18 protein-coding genes are annotated in these 17826 nt (G+C 37.6%); 17 read left to right on the top strand and 1 reads right to left on the bottom strand.

What is annotated here, in order from left to right; genetic code table 11:
- Positions 1 to 46 precede the first annotated feature (46 nt).
- The 10 genes from RSK81_RS01595 (at position 47) to RSK81_RS01640 (ending at position 8862) form a co-directional block, all read left to right on the top strand.
- Positions 47 to 1945: an AAA family ATPase gene (locus RSK81_RS01595; protein ID WP_231908371.1), complete on the top strand. Its 1899-nt coding sequence runs from the start codon at positions 47 to 49 to the stop codon at positions 1943 to 1945.
- A gap of 37 nt (positions 1946 to 1982) precedes the next feature.
- On the top strand, positions 1983 to 2930 hold the full coding sequence (locus RSK81_RS01600; protein ID WP_002934498.1) for a helix-turn-helix transcriptional regulator: 948 nt from the start codon (positions 1983 to 1985) through the stop codon (positions 2928 to 2930).
- 86 nt (positions 2931 to 3016) lie between these two features.
- Positions 3017 to 3139 carry a hypothetical protein gene (locus RSK81_RS01605; RefSeq protein WP_002893824.1) on the top strand — a complete coding sequence of 41 codons (123 nt, stop codon included), beginning with the start codon at positions 3017 to 3019 and terminating at the stop codon, positions 3137 to 3139.
- 40 nt (positions 3140 to 3179) lie between these two features.
- The gene (locus RSK81_RS01610; protein ID WP_315687202.1) at positions 3180 to 4508 is read left to right on the top strand and encodes a DUF262 domain-containing protein; all 1329 of its coding nucleotides are present in this window, start codon (positions 3180 to 3182) and stop codon (positions 4506 to 4508) included.
- Complete coding sequence (locus tag RSK81_RS01615; RefSeq protein ID WP_048773947.1) at positions 4502 to 6391, top strand: DUF262 domain-containing protein; 1890 nt, start codon at positions 4502 to 4504, stop codon at positions 6389 to 6391. Before RSK81_RS01610 ends, RSK81_RS01615 begins: the two co-directional genes overlap by 7 nt.
- A gap of 108 nt (positions 6392 to 6499) precedes the next feature.
- Entirely contained in the window at positions 6500 to 6763 is a 264-nt protein-coding gene (locus RSK81_RS01620; RefSeq protein WP_002905395.1) for a type II toxin-antitoxin system RelB/DinJ family antitoxin, read from the top strand.
- Entirely contained in the window at positions 6756 to 7034 is a 279-nt protein-coding gene (locus tag RSK81_RS01625; protein ID WP_002926081.1) for a type II toxin-antitoxin system YafQ family toxin, read from the top strand. The genes RSK81_RS01620 and RSK81_RS01625 overlap by 8 nt, the downstream gene beginning before the upstream one ends.
- Before the next feature lie 87 nt (positions 7035 to 7121).
- Positions 7122 to 7274, top strand: a complete 153-nt coding sequence (locus tag RSK81_RS01630; protein WP_002926079.1) for a hypothetical protein — start codon at positions 7122 to 7124, stop codon at positions 7272 to 7274.
- Positions 7275 to 7295: 21 nt separating this feature from the next.
- Positions 7296 to 8537, top strand: coding sequence for an aminopeptidase (locus RSK81_RS01635; protein ID WP_315687204.1), 1242 nt, complete (start codon positions 7296 to 7298; stop codon positions 8535 to 8537).
- A gap of 94 nt (positions 8538 to 8631) precedes the next feature.
- Positions 8632 to 8862, top strand: coding sequence for a GlsB/YeaQ/YmgE family stress response membrane protein (locus RSK81_RS01640; RefSeq protein WP_315687206.1), 231 nt, complete (start codon positions 8632 to 8634; stop codon positions 8860 to 8862).
- Between the two features lie 61 nt (positions 8863 to 8923).
- Here the strand turns inward: RSK81_RS01640 and def are convergent, their stop codons facing one another.
- Entirely contained in the window at positions 8924 to 9556 is a 633-nt protein-coding gene (def, locus tag RSK81_RS01645) for a peptide deformylase (RefSeq protein WP_002902258.1), read from the bottom strand.
- A 194-nt stretch (positions 9557 to 9750) separates the two neighbouring features.
- Here def and RSK81_RS01650 point away from each other — a divergent pair, with 194 nt between their 5' ends.
- From RSK81_RS01650 to RSK81_RS01680, 7 genes are all read left to right on the top strand, one after another.
- Entirely contained in the window at positions 9751 to 10920 is a 1170-nt protein-coding gene (locus RSK81_RS01650) for an MFS transporter (RefSeq protein ID WP_002926066.1), read from the top strand.
- An 11-nt stretch (positions 10921 to 10931) separates the two neighbouring features.
- Positions 10932 to 11660, top strand: a complete 729-nt coding sequence (locus tag RSK81_RS01655; RefSeq protein WP_002926064.1) for a pseudouridine synthase — start codon at positions 10932 to 10934, stop codon at positions 11658 to 11660.
- A gap of 179 nt (positions 11661 to 11839) precedes the next feature.
- Positions 11840 to 13891, top strand: a complete 2052-nt coding sequence (locus RSK81_RS01660; protein WP_032908243.1) for a BglG family transcription antiterminator — start codon at positions 11840 to 11842, stop codon at positions 13889 to 13891.
- On the top strand, positions 13884 to 14165 hold the full coding sequence (locus tag RSK81_RS01665) for a PTS sugar transporter subunit IIB (protein WP_032908242.1): 282 nt from the start codon (positions 13884 to 13886) through the stop codon (positions 14163 to 14165). The genes RSK81_RS01660 and RSK81_RS01665 overlap by 8 nt, the downstream gene beginning before the upstream one ends.
- Before the next feature lie 23 nt (positions 14166 to 14188).
- The gene (locus RSK81_RS01670; RefSeq protein WP_002926060.1) at positions 14189 to 15571 is read left to right on the top strand and encodes a PTS ascorbate transporter subunit IIC; all 1383 of its coding nucleotides are present in this window, start codon (positions 14189 to 14191) and stop codon (positions 15569 to 15571) included.
- A gap of 8 nt (positions 15572 to 15579) precedes the next feature.
- Positions 15580 to 16302 carry a transaldolase gene (locus RSK81_RS01675; protein ID WP_002899036.1) on the top strand — a complete coding sequence of 241 codons (723 nt, stop codon included), beginning with the start codon at positions 15580 to 15582 and terminating at the stop codon, positions 16300 to 16302.
- A 320-nt stretch (positions 16303 to 16622) separates the two neighbouring features.
- Positions 16623 to 17618 (top strand): hypothetical protein, encoded by a 996-nt coding sequence (locus RSK81_RS01680; protein WP_111675282.1) that lies wholly within the window; start codon positions 16623 to 16625, stop codon positions 17616 to 17618.
- Positions 17619 to 17826 lie beyond the last annotated feature (208 nt).

Consider the following 17826-nt stretch of genomic DNA (forward strand, 5'->3'; position numbering starts at 1 on the left):
TCTTTTTTGCTATCTTTATTTTAGTAAATAGTAGATGGGGGAGAAGATGTTTTTTTATCAAATAGAATTTAGCAAAATGAATAAAAATATTAAAGAAGTAGATGAGAATTTTATACAAGAAAATCAATGGTTTTATTGTTTCAAAAGTCAAACATGTCTTTACGTTGTTGGAGTAACAGAACATACCAAAGAGGATTTGTTTGATAAGCTAAAAACTTTGGGGGTTAATGATGAGGAATACACTGATTTTAAAGTTAAATCTATTAGTAAAAGCGAATATTTAAAGGAGGTGGGGAACAAGTATTCAGCTCAAATAGGTCAGCTTTTTCTTCATTCAGATGAAAGAGAGTTTTCAAATTCTGATGGCTTTGCTATTACTGATTTAGAACGCAGAGACTTAAATATTATAGGTTTAAATGAATTTCAAGAGTATGTTTTAAAATTAAAAATGTTTTTAAATAATCAAAAGGAAAGAAGGCGGAAGAAAGAAAAGGTCCTTGTTGAAAATCAGTTTTTAATTTTCAAAGGTTCTTTAGGAACTGGTAAAAAATTTGCTATCAAATATTTGATGAGGTTGTTAAATGTCAAGTCTAAGACTATTTTGAAAGATGGGTTTTCAGTTAATTTTGAGTCAGAACAGCGTTTAGTGATAATAAAGGACTATTCAACTATGCATCCTAGAAGAAAAGAGGAATTAAAAAATAATATTGTGGAAGCAACGGGGGGAAGAATATATATTTTTTTGGTGGAATCAGATAGTATAGCTTATGAAATATCTCGAGAATTTCTTCCTCTATTTCATGTCGTTTATGAATTAAATTTTCCTCCCTACTCATATAACGAACTTGTTGATATTATAAAATTTCGCTTAGGGGATTATGGCTTTCACTTAGAAGAAGATCAAATAAAACTACTTTCAAATCATAATTGTCTTACAAATAGTTACGATAGTTGTTATTTTGCTCAAAAGATTATTGAATATAATGTAATAGAAAGTAATTTGATTAATGGAAAACAAAATTTTTCTTTGCCGTCGGATCTGTTTTGTATGAAAGGTTGCAACAATCCATTAGCCACAAATTCTAATACTTTGAAGGAGCTAGACCGTTTGGTTGGCTTATCTACTGTTAAAAATATGATTCATAGAATTTTAGCTTATTTTTCTATATCGCAAAGAAGGCTTGAAATAAATTCTTCGCCCGTTCGGCCTTCTATGCACTTTATGTTTTCTGGAGCATCTGGCACTGGAAAAACAATCGTTGCTAGATTGTTGACAAAAATTTTTTATAAACATGGTATTATTAAATCAAACGTTTTGATTGAAGTAGGTCGCTCAGATTTAATTGGTGAATATGTTGGCCAAACAGCTCCAAAGGTTAAAAGATTATTTGATAATGCAAAAGGCGGTATTTTGTTTATTGATGAGGCATATAGTCTAATTCCACAAGGTGAGCGTGATTTTGCTAATGAAGCTATTCCTACAATTATTCAGGAAATGGAAAATAATAGAAATGATGTCATTGTGATTTTCGCTGGTTATACAGAAATGATGGAGGAATTTTTAAACATCAATCCAGGTTTAGCTTCTAGAATTAGTAGAAAAATTCATTTTGAAAATTATAACAAGTATGAACTGTATGACATATTGACTCTAATGGCTGATCAACAAGGTTATATAGTGGATAAGAAATGCAAAACTATCCTCCTGACTTATTTTGAAAAATGTCTTTGCTCAGAAAGTTTTGGTAATGCTCGTTATGTCAGAAAACTATTTGAGTTAGTTTTATATATTCAGGCGGAGCGACTGATGAAAGAAGAGATAGTATCAGATCTAACTGATGCAGAGTTGAGCTATTTGTCTTACATAGATTTTGAAAAAGCAATACACGATTTAGAGAAAAAAGAAAATAACTTAAAAATAATAGGATTCAGGACAGATATATAGAATATTCATGTTATAATATAGGGAAAGAGGAGGTTTTATGAACGATCAAGAACGTATTTTATCCATTTTGTTACGTTTGCAATCAGGAGCTCATCTATCAAAAAATCAATTAAGTGATGAGTTTGAGGTTAGTGCAAAAACGATTCAGAGAGATTTCTCTTTATTAGGTGATTTTTTAATGACTCAGCCCATGATTGCAGCTGAGTTGGCATACGATTCAAAACACCATACAAGATATTTAAAAGGAAAATCACTTTTTAATAAAAAAGATATTTTAATAATTTCTAAGATTTTATTAGAAAATAGAGCTTTAAATAAAGTAGAAAATGAGGATTTATTAAAAAGCTTGTTGGGGCTTGTTTCAAAAGAGGAACAAAAAGAAATAGAAATGATTATCAACAGCGAAAGACTGAACTATGCCCCAATTACAGACGAGCAAAATCGTATTCAAAAGATTTGGGAATGGTCAGAGATGATTCGCAAGGAGAAGGTTCTAGAAATTGTCTACAAGAGTCCATATCAAGATAAAAAAGAACATTTAATTTTTCCAGTTTCTCTGTACTATGATATTCATTATTTTTACATTGTAGCTTACAATCTTAAGAATGAGCATTACATGACCTTGCGTTTGGACAGAATCCAGACTTGGATGGCCACAGAGGAATCTAAACCTAAAATCTCTTATGGCAGAAAATTCAGGGACGGAGATATTCGTAATCAGCGAGTAGATGCTTTTCTAGGAAGAAAAATCACAGTTGAATTGGAATTCTGTTATGATCGAACTATTGTTTTAGACCAATTTCCTAATGCACAGTGTTTATCTGCCGACGAAGGATGGACACGTTTTAAGTTTGAGAGCCAATATACACCTGGTCTTAAGCGTTGGCTGCTCAGTCAAGGAGAAGCCGTTAAAATTTTGTCGCCACAGTCTTTAGTTGATGATATTCGGAAGACGATGAAAGAAATTTTAGGCTACTATCAATAAATATTTTTCATATTTGAACTTAAGTGGACATAAAATGTCCACCTAAAGATGTAGAATTTATCCATTAAGAAATAAAGGAGGCAAAAATGATTGAATGGATTGTAGTTGATAGGTTTGGCAATCAAATCGCAGGACCATTTTTTGATAAAATAGCAGCAGAAAACGTTGCAAAAGCAATTCCTAATGCTACTATTATTCCAAAGCATTAATGGACCAAAGATTCTATGCTGATAAGATTTTTAGAAGAAAATGATGAATGTCAATGAAAAAGAAATAGGGTTTGAAAGTAAAAAAGTATCAGAAATATTGAAATGGGATAGCCTAACAATACCAAGTTATCAAAGACCTTATAAATGGAACAGAAAGCATATCCGTAATCTTTTTTATGATTTACGAGATGCTATGGAGAAAAAGGAATATCAAGTTGGCTCTGTTATTTTGCATGAGAATGACGTACACTTAGATATTGTAGATGGCCAGCAACGATTGCTTTCCATTTCGCTATTTCTTTATGCTTTAGGTAGAGATAAAGAATTTAAAGGAGCAAGAAATTTACTTGAAGCTGGCTTTGGAGAACTATCTTGCTATAATGCTTACGAAAATTTTAATGAATGGAAGAATTTAATCCAACTTGTAGGCGAGAAAGAAGCTGAACAGGTGTGTAGTTTTCTACTTGAAAATTGTTCTGTCTCGGTGATTACTATGCCACAGGAACGATTATCAGAGGCCTTTCAGCTGTTTGATTCACAAAATAATCGTGGAAAATCTCTAGAACCTCACGATTTACTCAAAGCTTATCATCTTCGTAAGCAAGATTCAGAAGATGAAAAGATTGTTGAAAAGTGGGAACAGTTTGTGGAAGATAAAGATTTAAACCTGAAAGAGTTATTTGATAACCATCTTTTTCGTATGAGACGTTGGTCTCGTGGAGAGACAGGACTAACAAACAAGCGTTATGGTTCTTATCTGCGTTTTACAGAGGATTTTATCGATGATTTTAAAGGTGTTGATTTAAATCAGAACTTTCCATACCTGGAATTGTATCGCCACATTGAAAATCTTCCTATGTCAATTACCATGCCTATTATTGATGGAAGTAAATTTTTTGAATATATCGAATCTGCCCATCATACTATTAAAGATTATAAAGTTTTTTTAAATGAAAAGTTAGGATTTTCTGATGAGCTTGAGGCGGAAGAAAAAAATTTGACTTACCCAGAAGGTATGTTGAAAATTTACAATAGCTCAAAGGGACGCTATCTCAAGTGCCACAATATGTTCCTAAATATTTGTTTGCTTTTTGCAGAGAGATTTGGAAAAGAAGAGCTATCAAAGGAAATAGTAGAGACTTTGTTTATTTGGTCTTATTACCCCCGTGTTAAATCTCGAGCGATATATGATGCAACTGTTGGAAACTATGCTGCTGGTGGAAGATTCAGACAAAAAGAGGTTCAAAAACTATTCCAACTTTTAGCCCATGCTGTAACTCCAAATGATTTCATGGTCAAGATAGATCGAGAATTATTTGAAAATTATACTGTGGAGCAGATTATAGAGGAGGAAAAAGAGAAATGGTAGAAACACATATAAGCTTATCAGTTAATCATTTGTTAAATAAAGATAGCTATGCTATTCCTCTTTACCAGAGAAATTTTGCCTGGACTTATGATGAAATAGAGCAATTATTGAACGATGTAGCAGATGCTTTTCAAGAACAAAGAGAAAATTACTATATTGGAACATTAGTCGTTAATGAGGAAAATGGTCTTTTCAAAATCATAGATGGGCAGCAGCGGACAACAGCCCTTAATTTGATTGCCTTAGCTTTGAAACATGAGTTTGGTTTTGATAGATTGAGAGCTGTTAATCTTATTTTCCCAGCTAGGAAGAAGTCAAATGAGAATATTCAAAAGTTATTCACCAAGCAAAAAATTTCTGAGGATGATGAAAATGAACTGACTAGAGGTTACCGACACGCTCAAGACGCATTGAAGAAAGTGCTAGAGGAGCGACAATTTGACTCTCAATCTTTCTTTGAATATCTATTTGATAATGTCATTATTTTTCGTAGTATTCTTCCTAATGATTTAGATTTGAATCTCTATTTCGAACGCTTCAACTCTCGAGGAGAGCAACTAGAGGCCCATGAAATTCTTAAAGCACAAATGATGGCTAAGTTTGGTGAAGATCAAGAAATGGCGCAAAAATTTGCAAGAATTTGGGATGCCTGCGCAGAATTTGATAAGCCTGTTGCTACTCAGTTTAAAATGAGAAGAAAAAGGAAAGATGATTTTCAAGAACGAGAAAAGATTTTTGGTTGGCATTTTTCAAATTATGAATTTAAAAATCTTTATGATAACATTGATACTACCTTAAATGAAAAGAAGACACTAATAGAAGCATTAAATCACAAGGTAATTGAAAATAGAAAATTTGCGGAAAGAGAATTTGGGGATTACAGTACAGTAGTTGATTTTCCGACCTTTTTACTTTGTGCATTTGCGCTCAAAAATGGGCAAACAGTTGGTGGTGTTCAGTTAGATGATAAAAAAATGTTATCATTGTTTGATGTAAAGAACCGTGATAAAAAATGGATAATTGATTTTAGTAAACTTCTTCTTACAATGAAGCATATTTTTGATAACTACATCGTTAGAAATTCAAATACGGATTCTTCAAGTAGAAATAAGGATGAATGGTTTTTACATAAGGGTACTTATTATGAATATCAACCAAATGGAAAATCGAAGGAGCACTATATAGTTGAAGAACGCTTTACTAATAATACGTTTTCAGATTCGGAGATTAACAAAAACATTATTCTCCTCCAATCCATGTTTGCTGTCACCTTCACCGCTAATCGTGATAGTCGTTGGTTATATGAGATCTTACAATTTCTCTACAAGCATATGGAAGAGTTAAATCAAGCAGAATTTGCTGTTCAGTTTAAGGAGTTTCTTGAAAAAATGGCAGTGAGATATGCAGAAGAGAGATTATTTACTGAGGATAGAAGTATAAAGAAATACGGGGATATTCCTGTTTATGCGTTTAACTTTGTGGATTATGTTTTATGGAAAAATCGTTCTGATTTAAAAGAAAAATATTCGAGTGTTGAATTTAAAGATTTCAAATTTGCCTATCGCCGCTCCATAGAGCATTGGTTCCCTCAGAATCCAAATGGGCATGATGGAAAAAGCCAATTACCTGCTGAGTTTTTACATTCCTTTGGCAATCTTTGTATCATTACCGATAGCCAGAATTCCAAGTTTGGTAATTCCTATCCGGAAGCTAAATTAAAACAATGGGAAAAAGAAGGTATATTCTATCGTCAGAGTTTAAAATTACAGATGATGGCAGAAATAACAAAACAAAAGGATTCTGGCTGGGAAGCGGATCAGATAAAAGGACTGGAAAAAGAGATTTTACCTATGGTTAACCAATTTATAGAAAGTAAAAAGTAAGTTATCAGATTTAGCGTAAATAGAGAATTTAAGAAGCCATTGTATATCTAATAGATTTACAATGGCTTTCTTTTTTGTTAAAATAGTCTATAGAAAGAAGGTGAGAGTATGTCAAAGACTAGTATGAGTATCCGCTTGGACAGTGAGGTCAAGGAGCAGGCTCAACAGGTTTTCAACAGCTTGGGAATGGATATGACAACGGCTATCAATATTTTTCTTCGTCAGGCTATTCAGTACCAAGGGCTACCCTTTGATGTCAGACTGGATGAAAGTAGGAAGCTAATGGAAGTATTGGCAGATTTAGAGCAAAATCGGAATATGAGTCAGTCTTTTGGGAGTGTCTCAGACTTAATGGAGGATTTGCGTGCTTAAGATTCGGTATCATAAACAGTTTAAAAAAGATTTTAAGTTGGCTATGAAGCGTGGACTTAAGGCAGAATTGTTAGAAGAAGTCTTGGAGTTTTTGATTCAAGAAAAAGAACTTCCTGCTAAATATCGAGATCATCAACTGACAGCATCCAAGCACTTTAAAGGAGTGCGAGAATGCCATGTCCAGCCAGATTGGCTCTTGGTTTATAAAGTGGATAAGGAAGAATTGATTTTAAACTTGCTTAGGACAGGCAGTCATAGTGATTTGTTTTAATCTATTAAAAGATAATTGAGGATTCTGAAGACGCCAGTACAAGTAGGAGTTTATACCTTAGAATTATGATTTAGAAAGGACTATCTCATGAAACTTACCATTTCCGCTCAGGATAAGCCAGTGCAAAAGGTGTTTGATTACCAGTTGGATCTTGATTCAGATACTATTTTGAAAATGACCGCTTTGATTTGCGGTACGGTAGCAGCGGTTAGCCCACTGTCCCTGTTTAAAGAGAATTAACAAAAGAAAAGGAGAAGCAGCATGGTTCTGCCAAATTTTAAAGAAAACTTAGAAAAATATGCTAAACTATTGGTTGCCAATGGTATTAATGTTCAGCCGGGTCACACAGTGGCGCTCAATATTGATGTGGAGCAGCGTGAGCTGGCCCACTTGATTGTCAAGGAGGCCTATGCTCTGGGAGCTCACGAGGTCATCATCCAGTGGGCAGATGATTTGACTGCGCGGGAGAAATTCCTCCATGCACCGATGGAGCGCTTGGACAATGTTCCAGTCTATAAGGTGGCTGAGATGAACTACCTTCTTGAAAAGAAAGCTAGTCGCTTGGGCGTTCGTTCATCTGACCCAGGGGCTTTGAACGGCGTGGATGCTGAGAAATTATCAGCTTCTGCTAAGGCTATGGGCATAGCCATGAAGCCGATGCGGATTGCAACCCAATCCAATAAAGTCAGCTGGACAGTCGCTGCAGCAGCCGGTACAGAGTGGGCTAAGAAGGTCTTTCCAAACGCAGCCAGTGATGAGGAAGCGGTAGATTTGCTTTGGGATCAGATTTTCAAAACCTGCCGTGTCTATGAGAATGATCCAGTAGCCGCTTGGCAGGCCCATGAAGAAAAACTCAGCTCAAAAGCTAAGGTTCTAAATGAGGAGCAATTTACTGCTCTGCACTACACAGCTCCGGGAACAGACTTGACATTGGGCTTGCCCAAGAACCATCACTGGGAGTCAGCTGGCAGTCTCAATGCCCAGGGCGAGTATTTCATTGCTAATATGCCAACAGAAGAGGTCTTTACAGCACCCGACTTCCGTCGGGCAGAAGGTTATGTGACTAGCACCAAGCCTCTCAGCTACAATGGCAACATCATCGAAGGCATCAAGGTGACCTTCAAGGATGGCCAGATTGTGGACATTACTGCTGAAAAGGGCGATCAAGTTATGAAGGATCTTGTCTTTGAAAATGCTGGTGCGCGTGCTTTAGGTGAGTGTGCCTTGGTACCAGATCCAAGCCCGATTTCCCAATCAGGTATTACCTTCTTCAATACTCTCTTTGATGAAAATGCTTCTAACCACTTGGCTATCGGTGCAGCCTATGCGACCAGTGTGGTTGGTGGAGAGAATTTCTCTGAAGAAGAGCTGGAAGCAGTGGGTCTCAACCGCTCGGATGTCCATGTGGACTTTATGATTGGCTCTAACCAGATGGATATTGACGGCATCCGAGAAGACGGTAGCCGTGTAGCAATCTTTAGAAATGGAGACTGGGCAATTTAAGATTTTAATCTGCCTTAAATGGAGCATTCCATAATGACAGCTTCCACTTGCTTCTTGAGAAGCCTTGCTAGAAATATAGAAAGAAGGGGAATATATGATTGGTAGTATGTTTGTCGGTTTTATCATCGGCCTTATCGCCGGGGCTATTACCAGCCGTGGGGAGCGCATGGGCTGTATCGGAAAAATCCTCTTGGGCTTGTTTGGTTCCTTGATAGGTCAATTTCTCTTTGGCCATTGGGGACCAATGCTTGCTGATACAGCTATTGTTCCATCAGTGCTAGGAGCAGTTATCCTCTTGGCTATTTTCTGGAGACGGGATAGTTAGAATAGAAAAAATACCTAGATAGTTTCTATCTAGGTATTTTTGATAATGATATGCAAGTTATTTACTCAATCACCAACATGCCGTCCTTGACTGCGAATGGGTCTTTTTCGTTGATGCGGTCGTAGAACATGATGCCGTTGATATGGTCGATTTCATGCTGAACAACGATGGCATTATAGCCCTTGAGCTTGATACGATGCTTTTGACCGTCTTTGTCAAAGTAATCTACGGTCACTCGCGCATGCCGAACCACGTAGCCAGGAACTTCTCGATCGACTGACAGGCAGCCTTCACCATCAGCTAAGGCTGCATCCTGAACGGAGTGGGCTACAATTTTAGGATTGTACATCAGCGTTTGCAGGCTATAAGCTTCCTTAGGTGGATTTCCCTCTTCGTCGTCAGGGTTGGGAACTAAAACAGCGATGAGCCGTTTGGAAATATCCAGCTGGGGAGCAGCTAGACCAACACCACCGCGCAGCCCCATTTTTTCTGCCATGACTGGGTCTTGGGAATGCTTGAGAAATTGCATCATCTTCTCGCCCAGAATGATTTCCTGGTCTGATAGAGGGAAGCTGACTTCCTCAGCGATAGCGCGCAGGGTCGGATTGCCCTCGCGGATAATGTCCTTCATATCAATTAAATGGGCTGGTTTGGTTAATCGTTCAATAACAGATGTTTTTTCACTCACAGACATGATTCTCTCCTTTTTCTATCCTTCATCATAACATAAAACCTGCAAGAAATAAAGGCGGGAGCGGTTTTGACTGGCTGGGGGTGCCTGCTTTTTGAATGGAGGCAAAGGGATCCATAATATTCCTGACAAAGAAATTGCGTCTTGCTCCAAAAAACTGTATGATAGAGGTAGTGTGAATTTTAAAGGAAAATAGAATGAAAAAATTGATGGAAAAGGTGAGTATCCTCTCGCTTTCTTTGATTCTGACGACGGCTTTTTCGATTTCCAGTGCCCAGTCGGCCATGTTTGCTTTTTATAAAGGGATTCCAGAAAGTTGGGTAGAACTTCTGGTTTCTTTGCCTTCGGCTGGGATTATGCTGATGTTGCTGTTTAATAGAGTCATTGAAAAATACCTGACAGAGCGTCAGATGATTGTGAGCGGGCTTCTGATTTTTTCACTTTGTGGGCTTCTTCCTCTTCTTAATCAGTCTTACTGGCTTATGTTTGTCTCTCGGCTTGTCTTTGGGATGGGAATCGGTCTACTCAATGCCAAGGCTATCTCGATTGTTAGCGAGCGCTACAAGGGACAGGAACGCGTTCGGCTTTTAGGACTGAGAGGGTCGGCAGAAGTAGTCGGGACAGCACTCTTGACTTTTGGAGTCAGTCGACTTCTTCCTCTCGGCTGGCAGGCTGCCTTTCTCGTCTATACCTTCGGACTGGTGGTTTTGGCGCTTTATCTGTTTTTTGTCCCTTATGACAAGGTCTCTGAAAAGCAGCAAGAACAGTCTGAATCGACTCCCAAGCTAAGCAGTCAGGATTGGCAGCTGAGTCTAGCTTTTGCCTTTGTGGCGGGGGTTATTGTGCTGACCTATATTGCCATCAATGTGCGCGTGCCGGGTATTGTAGAGAAGTCTGGCATGGGGACAGCCCAGATTGCAGGCGTGATTCTTTCCTTGATGCAGTTGATTGGGATTGCAGCGGGCATCAGCTTTGCTAGTTTGACCCGTCTTTTTAGAGATAAACTGCTGATGCTTTCTGGTCTGGTTTTTGGACTGACTCAGATTATCATTGGCTTCTCCCCTAATCTCTTGACACTCAGCATGGCTACTATTAGCGCCGGCTTTGTCTATAGTGTCGGTCTGACGACCATTTTTTACACCCTGTCCGAGCGCATTTCCGGCCACTTGCTCAATCAAGCCACTTCTATCGTGATTTTAGGCTGCAGTATCGGAGCAACGTCCACTACATTTGTCCTCAGTTTCATTGGGAGATTCTCTAATGCTCCATCCTTTATCTTCAGCGTTTTGGGGCTGGCTATGATTTTGACCTCGCTCTTTGTTCTAAGATTTAGCAAAGAAAAGAGCGGACTAGCTCCGAGAATCTAGGAGGTTATAGCATGCGTCTGGATAAATTTTTAGCAGAAAATGGTCTGGGCTCACGCGCCCAGGTTAAGCAGTTCCTAAAGAAAGGGCTGGTTTTGGTCAATGGCAGAGCAGAGAAATCACCTAAGACTCAGATTGATGAGACAGCAGATGAGATTGCCGTTTCTGGCCAAAGGCTGACCTATGAAAAATTCGTCTACTACCTACTCAACAAGCCACAGGGAGTCATTTCTGCAACAGAGGATGACCGTCATAAGACAGTTCTGGACTTGCTGGATGAGACTGCCCGTCAGAAAGAAGTCTTTCCTGTCGGCCGTTTGGATATTGATACCCACGGCCTGCTCCTTCTGACCAATAATGGCAAGCTAGCCCATGCCATGCTGTCACCCAAAAAGCACGTAGAGAAAATCTACCGAGCTCAAGTGGCAGGCCTGATGAACCAAGCAGATGTAGAGCGCTTTGCTGCAGGAATAGAACTGAAAGCCTTCACCTGTCAGCCAGCTCAGCTCAAGATTTTAGAGCTGGATGAGGCAAAAGAGACTTCTCTCGTAGAAATTACCCTAGCTGAAGGTAAGTTCCACCAGGTCAAGCGCATGGTAGCCGCCTGTGGAAAAGAAGTTACGAATCTTCAGCGCCTCACGATGGGCCCCCTACAGTTGGATCCCGCACTAGCTCTTGGAGAATGGCGGAGATTGACTACTGATGAATTAGAACGTTTAACAATTTTTAAAGTCGAGCTTTAAAATCCAGCACCTAATGAATAGGTGCTGGGTTTTAATTTACGCCGTTTTTGGGATGTATTCAAAAATTACTATATACCTTAGGCACAATTCTTTTGATAATTTTCTGATGACAATTGGACTGAATTTTGATTGAAAACGCTAACTATTTTGTTTATACTAATAATATAGGAGGACTAGAAGTGTTATCAAATGAGCTCATTGAAAAATTTCAGCTTTTATCCAAATATTCAGATTCTTCTCTTGAGGAAATGGAAAAACTTCTAAAAATTAATCGTAAATATCTTATTCTGCAAATTGAAAAAATTAACGATGTTTTAGAATCTTTTCATTTTCCAGTTATTGAGGTGAAAGGAGGACGAATTAGAACTCCGGCAGTACCCTTGAATAGCCTTTTTGAAAAGATATCTCACCATACAGGTGACTATCTTTTTCATGAAGAGCGCTTAAAAATGATTACGCTTTATATTCTGTTGGCTCAGCACTTTGTATCCAATCAGCATTTACAGAATCTATTGCAGATGAGCAGAAATTCAGTCTTGTCGGATATAAAAAGGCTTAAGCAATATTTACTTTCTTATCAGGTAGAGCTATCTTATAATCGTAAACAGGGATATTTTTTAGCAGGAAAAACAAAAAAGCTCATTTATTTATTAGAGAAGACATTGAGTGAGCTTTTGTCAATAGCGAGTGGTCGCTGGGTACTTCGATATTTGCTTGAAGATTGCGGTCTAGAGCTTAATGATGGGGAAGTTGTAGACAGACTCGTTTTACTCGGAAAAAAGTATAACATTCATTTTTTGTCCGAAAAAACGAAAGAAGTAAGCTGTCTTATCGCTATTTTAAAAGCGGGGAGTTTAAAAATATGTCCTAACGATGATATTGCCTTAGGAGAGATATATACAAATTCTTTGTTTGATCTATGTGAAGAACTATTACAAACTTACCCAGAGTTGGCAGACAAAAAGAATTTTATCTTTTCTCGCCTGTTAGGTTGTACAGAAGGAGATCTTCAAGTTTTTTCTGACCAAAGGGTATTTGAGTTGATGGAAGATATAATAGAACAGGTCAAAGCTCATACAGGAGCAGATTTTTCTCAATCTCCTCAATTTCGTCAAAATTTATACTCGCATCTTTATCCAGCGTATTATCGCCTGTTATTTGATATTCCTTTAATAAATCCATTGAAAGAACAGATTAAAGCAGATTTTGGCTCACTCTATTATTTGGTAAAACGAAGTCTTATTCCTTTAGAAGAATACGTAGGTAAACTATTAAGTGATGATGAGGTAGCTTACTTCACGATTCATTTTGGTGGATATTTAGAGGGAGAGTATAAGAAAGATAGTATACAAACTTTAAGGGCTTTGAGTATCTGTCCAAATGGAGTGAGTTCTTCCCTGATCCTTCAGGCGGAATTAAAGCATCTTTTTCCAAATATGATGTTTAAGCCTGTTCACCAGCTTGATGAAGCTAAAAAGATAGACATTGAAGAATATGACCTTGCTTTTTCAACAGTTCCGTTTGAATCAGAAAGACCAGTCTATTTACTGCAGCCTGTTATGAAGTCTATTGAAAAGACCATGTTAAAACGCAGAGTCATCAGTCAATTTTCTTGGATTGAAACTCAAGGAATTTCCTTAGACGGGTTGATAGAAATTATAGAGCGACATACAACAATTCATCACTATCCTGAGCTAATGAGGGAATTATCGAATTACTTGATAGGCTGGCAACAAGGTCAGACGAGAGGAGGATATGGTTTGACAGAATTATTAAAAAAAGAATTTATTCAACAGACTAATCAGGTCAAGGATTGGAAAGAAGCTATTTCTTTGGCAGCTGCACCTTTGCTGAGGGAAAATTATATTGAGCAGTCTTATATTGAAGGAATGATTGCTTCTGTGGAGAAGTTAGGAGCCTATATTGTACTAGCACCGAAAGTCGCTGTTCCTCACGCTGCTCCTGATTTGGGGGTAAACAAGGTAGGAATGAGCTTGCTGCAGGTGGCAGAGCCAGTTGATTTTGATGTAAAAGGAGATGAGGAAAAACAAGTTCAGTTGATTTTTGTACTTGCCGCCATTGATTCAACTGCGCATTTGAAAGCTTTACAAGAGCTTGCTATGATTTTAGATGACGATGAGTCCATAGAACAGTTAATTGCAGCAGAAAATTCAGATGAAATAATGGAAATCATTACCGAAACAATAAAGAATGGAGAAAAAGATGATTAAAATTGTCACAGTTTGTGGAAATGGTATTGGCAGCAGCTTACTTCTTCGGATGAAAGTAGAAGCCATTGCCAAAGATTTAGGAATAGAAGTAGAAGCGGAATCTTGTGATTCTAATGCAGCGGTCGGGAAGGGAGCGGACCTATATGTGACAGTGAAAGAATTTCAAGATATCTTTCCTGAGGGAACAAAGGTTTGTATAGTTAAGAGCTATACAAATCGCAAAAAAATCGAAGCAGACCTTGTTCCTGTATTAGAAGAAATGAGAAATCAATAAGAAGAAAGAATGGAGGTTCAGCCATGAATGGTATACTCACGCTGTTTCAAAATATCTTAAGTGAACCAGCCTTTTTAATGGGACTGATAGCTTTTGTTGGTTTAGTAGCTCTTCGAACTCCAAGTCATAAAGTTTTGACTGGAACACTAGGGCCGATTCTAGGGTATTTAATGTTAGCCGCTGGAGCAGGAGTTATTCAAAATAATTTATCTCCTTTAGCTAGTTTGATTGAAAAAGGGTTTGGTATTACAGGTGTTGTTCCCAATAATGAAGCTGTAACATCAGTTGCTCAGAAAATACTGGGTGTTGAGACGATGACAATTCTCATTGTTGGCTTATTGCTAAATTTATTATTTGCTCGTTTTACTCGCTTTAAATACATCTTTTTAACAGGGCATCATAGTTTCTTTATGGCTTGTTTATTGTCAGCCGTTTTAGGAGCAATTGGCTTTAAAGGAGCTGCCATGATTGCAGTAGGAGGATTTATATTAGGTGCTTGGTCAGCTATTTCTCCAGCTATTGGACAGAAATATACTCTTCAGGTAACGGACGGAGACGAGATTGCAATGGGACATTTTGGCAGTCTGGGTTACTATCTCTCAGCCTGGATTGGATCTAAGGTAGGAAAAGGCAGCACCAGTACAGAGGAGTTAAAAATTTCAGAAAAATGGAGTTTTCTTCGCAATACTACTATATCAACAGGTATTGTCATGGTTATCTTTTATCTGATAGCAACAATTGCTTGTCTGATTCGTAGTCCTAAAACAGTTGAAGAGTTAGCAGCTGGTAAGAATCCTTTTATATTTGCTATCGTCAGCGGTCTAACTTTTGCGGTTGGTGTCGCTATTGTATATGCAGGGGTACGGATGATACTTGCTGATTTGATTCCTGCTTTTCAAGGTATCGCTACTAAGCTTATTCCGAATGCTGTACCAGCTGTGGACTGTGCTGTATTCTTCCCTTATGCGCCTACAGCAGTTATTATTGGTTTTGCCTTTAGCTTTTTAGGTGGACTGATTGGCATGTTCATTCTGGGAGCAATAGGTGGTGTGCTGATTATTCCCGGTATGGTTCCTCACTTTTTCTGTGGTGCAACAGCGGGAATCTATGGTAATGCAACTGGAGGACGCAAGGGAGCTGTTTTAGGTTCTTTTGTAAACGGTCTATTCTTAGCCTTTTTACCTGCAGCAGTTTTGCCAGTATTAGGTGAACTAGGTTTTGCAAATACGACCTTTGGTGATTTTGACTTTGGTGTATTTGGTATTTTGTTAGGTCGTGTAGGAGATTCTGTTGGTCAAGTTGGTATTTATGTGATAGTAGCAGTTCTAGCTGTTATATTGCTTTTACCAAATTTCCTCAGCAGATCAGATACAGCACTGAATAATGTTTGCGACGAAGAAGAATAAGAGGGCGAATGATGGCACGAAAATTATCTATTAAAGTTTATTCAGATGGCGCAGTTTTGGAAACTATGCTAAAGGATCTAAATTCTGGTTTGGTATCGGGATTTACCACTAATCCTAGCTTAATGAAGAAAGCAGGTATCACCAGCTATATAGGATTCGCTAAAGAAGTATTAAAGGATATTAAGGAATTTCCCGTTTCTTTTGAGGTGTTTGCTGATGACATAGAAACAATGGAAAAAGAAGCAGAAAAAATAGCCTCACTGGGAGAGAATGTTTATGTAAAAATACCTGTGACAAATTCTAAAGGGGAATCAACTGTTGATTTAATGAAACGTCTAGCAGCAAAAGGTGTTAAAATCAATGCTACAGCTATTTTCACTCTTGAACAAGTTCGCGAGGTAGTTGGAGCTTTGAAGGCAGGTACTCCAGGGATAGTGTCAGTTTTTGCTGGACGTATCGCAGATACGGGTGTGGATCCTGTGCCGATTATGAAAGAAGCACTGTCTATTTGTCGTCAAAAAGACGGAGTAGAGTTGTTGTGGGCTAGTCCGCGCGAAACCTATAATATTTATCAAGCGGATGAGTTAGGGGTTGATATTATTACCTGTACCTCAGATTTGATTCAAAAATTATCGTTAAATGGTAAAGATTTGACAGAATATTCCCTAGAAACAGTTCAGATGTTTTTGAAAGATAGTACTAGTCTTGGTTTTAAAATCTTAGATGACTGATTAAATATTTTAAAATCCTAACCTTAAACCCCAGTTCTTAATGAAGTAGTGCTGGGGTTTTAATTTGTTTCCTTGACCGAGGCAGAGATACTTTCTTTAGAAATCTTTGGGGTTGAATTGTAAATAACATAGTACTTCACAGTTATTTTTTTGCATCTCATATGGTTATAATCTACCAAATGCTAGCCCAAGTTATAAATTTTTTCACTAGTGAATGTTTTACTAGTTATTATATATGGTATAATAAATTTCAAGATAGTAAATAGTTAGTTTGCTAGCAATGAGAATTCACTGTTAAAATCATTATAGAGGAGGATGTTATGAATCAGAATGAGTGGGTTGCGCAGTTTGAAGCTACTTATCATCGAAAACCAACAGCTCAAGAGTTTCAAGCGGCAAAGACAAGTGGGCAGTTTGTAACTCAAGAAATTCCTAAAGCAACAACGATGCTTCAAGCTAAGAACAAGCGCCGTAACCTTATAGTGGGGATTTCAATCGCTGTTACAGTCTTAGGAATTTTGGTGTTTGTACTATTTGGAATGGGACCGAAGATTTCGGATCTTGATGGCGTATGGATTAATCCAGCTGACTCTATTTCTTTTGTTTATGAACTGAATGATAAGAAAAAGCTATTTAATGGTAAAAAAGATATTGAAAAATTAGCTGAAGGAGACAAAGCTAAGGCTGATTTTGAAAAATTTATTAAGGCAGAAAACAATCCAAAAATTAAGACCTTAGCTGATTTTGATAAGCATTTCAAACTCAATACCAAGGCTATCTTTTCTGCTTATATTGACGAAAACAAGATTTACCACCTTCTGCAAAATGATGGCAGTATGATTATTTATGATAGTCGTTCAGGTATCAATAGTTCAAATGACTCACAGTATATCAAGCGTCTTCGATTTTATAAAGTTCAGTATCCTAAGGCATTTGTTGGTGAGTGGAAAATTCGTTATAAAAATAGTGAAAATTCAAAGAACGTAAGTATTTCTGATGTTGGAATTGTAAATATAGAATCCGATCGTGATGAAGAATATAATTCTAGTGATTCGAGTAGATTGGGGCTCTATCCCTTTGTAGAATATACGAAATTGATTTCTGATAATCCAGAAGAGAAACTGAGTGAAAAAGAAGTTGGGGAAAAGATTGCCATGATTAAAGAATCAGTCAGTGAAGAAGGCTATCAAGTCCAAAGTAATAAGGATATCTACATTGATATCAATTCTAACAATTATTTCGTAGTAGTTCAAAATGGTAAGAAAATACTTATTCTTGATACTGGTGGTACAATCAGAGCAAGTTTAGAAAGATAGATGAACTAAAGTTTTTTAACCAGTCCTAGGAGGCTGGTTTTTTATGACTATCCTGAGCGGATTATCTCTTTATTTGCTTGCTGGGGAATAGCCACCTATGCTTGGCCATCTAGCAAAAATTACAATTTAGATGGGAAGAAGATAGAGTAGAATCATTTGACAAAGGTAGTCCTTCTTGGTAGAATAAGAATGTCGTAATGACAAATAA

This window comes from Streptococcus sp. DTU_2020_1000888_1_SI_GRL_NUU_041A, assembly GCF_032387735.1.
In the GTDB taxonomy this organism is placed as follows: Bacteria; Bacillota; Bacilli; order Lactobacillales; family Streptococcaceae; genus Streptococcus; species Streptococcus sanguinis.

Coding starts and splice junctions, on each gene's coding strand:
- RSK81_RS01620 (WP_002905395.1), top strand. CDS start 6,500: ATGTCAAAGACTAGTATGAGTATCCGCTTGGACAGTGAGGTCAAGGAG.
- RSK81_RS01635 (WP_315687204.1), top strand. CDS start 7,296: ATGGTTCTGCCAAATTTTAAAGAAAACTTAGAAAAATATGCTAAACTA.
- RSK81_RS01655 (WP_002926064.1), top strand. CDS start 10,932: ATGCGTCTGGATAAATTTTTAGCAGAAAATGGTCTGGGCTCACGCGCC.
- def (WP_002902258.1), bottom strand. CDS start 9,556: ATGTCTGTGAGTGAAAAAACATCTGTTATTGAACGATTAACCAAACCA.
- RSK81_RS01675 (WP_002899036.1), top strand. CDS start 15,580: ATGATGGCACGAAAATTATCTATTAAAGTTTATTCAGATGGCGCAGTT.
- RSK81_RS01615 (WP_048773947.1), top strand. CDS start 4,502: ATGGTAGAAACACATATAAGCTTATCAGTTAATCATTTGTTAAATAAA.
- RSK81_RS01670 (WP_002926060.1), top strand. CDS start 14,189: ATGAATGGTATACTCACGCTGTTTCAAAATATCTTAAGTGAACCAGCC.
- RSK81_RS01600 (WP_002934498.1), top strand. CDS start 1,983: ATGAACGATCAAGAACGTATTTTATCCATTTTGTTACGTTTGCAATCA.
- RSK81_RS01630 (WP_002926079.1), top strand. CDS start 7,122: ATGAAACTTACCATTTCCGCTCAGGATAAGCCAGTGCAAAAGGTGTTT.
- RSK81_RS01640 (WP_315687206.1), top strand. CDS start 8,632: ATGATTGGTAGTATGTTTGTCGGTTTTATCATCGGCCTTATCGCCGGG.
- RSK81_RS01650 (WP_002926066.1), top strand. CDS start 9,751: ATGAAAAAATTGATGGAAAAGGTGAGTATCCTCTCGCTTTCTTTGATT.
- RSK81_RS01605 (WP_002893824.1), top strand. CDS start 3,017: ATGATTGAATGGATTGTAGTTGATAGGTTTGGCAATCAAATCGCAGGA.
- RSK81_RS01610 (WP_315687202.1), top strand. CDS start 3,180: ATGATGAATGTCAATGAAAAAGAAATAGGGTTTGAAAGTAAAAAAGTA.
- RSK81_RS01595 (WP_231908371.1), top strand. CDS start 47: ATGTTTTTTTATCAAATAGAATTTAGCAAAATGAATAAAAATATTAAA.
- RSK81_RS01680 (WP_111675282.1), top strand. CDS start 16,623: ATGAATCAGAATGAGTGGGTTGCGCAGTTTGAAGCTACTTATCATCGA.
- RSK81_RS01665 (WP_032908242.1), top strand. CDS start 13,884: ATGATTAAAATTGTCACAGTTTGTGGAAATGGTATTGGCAGCAGCTTA.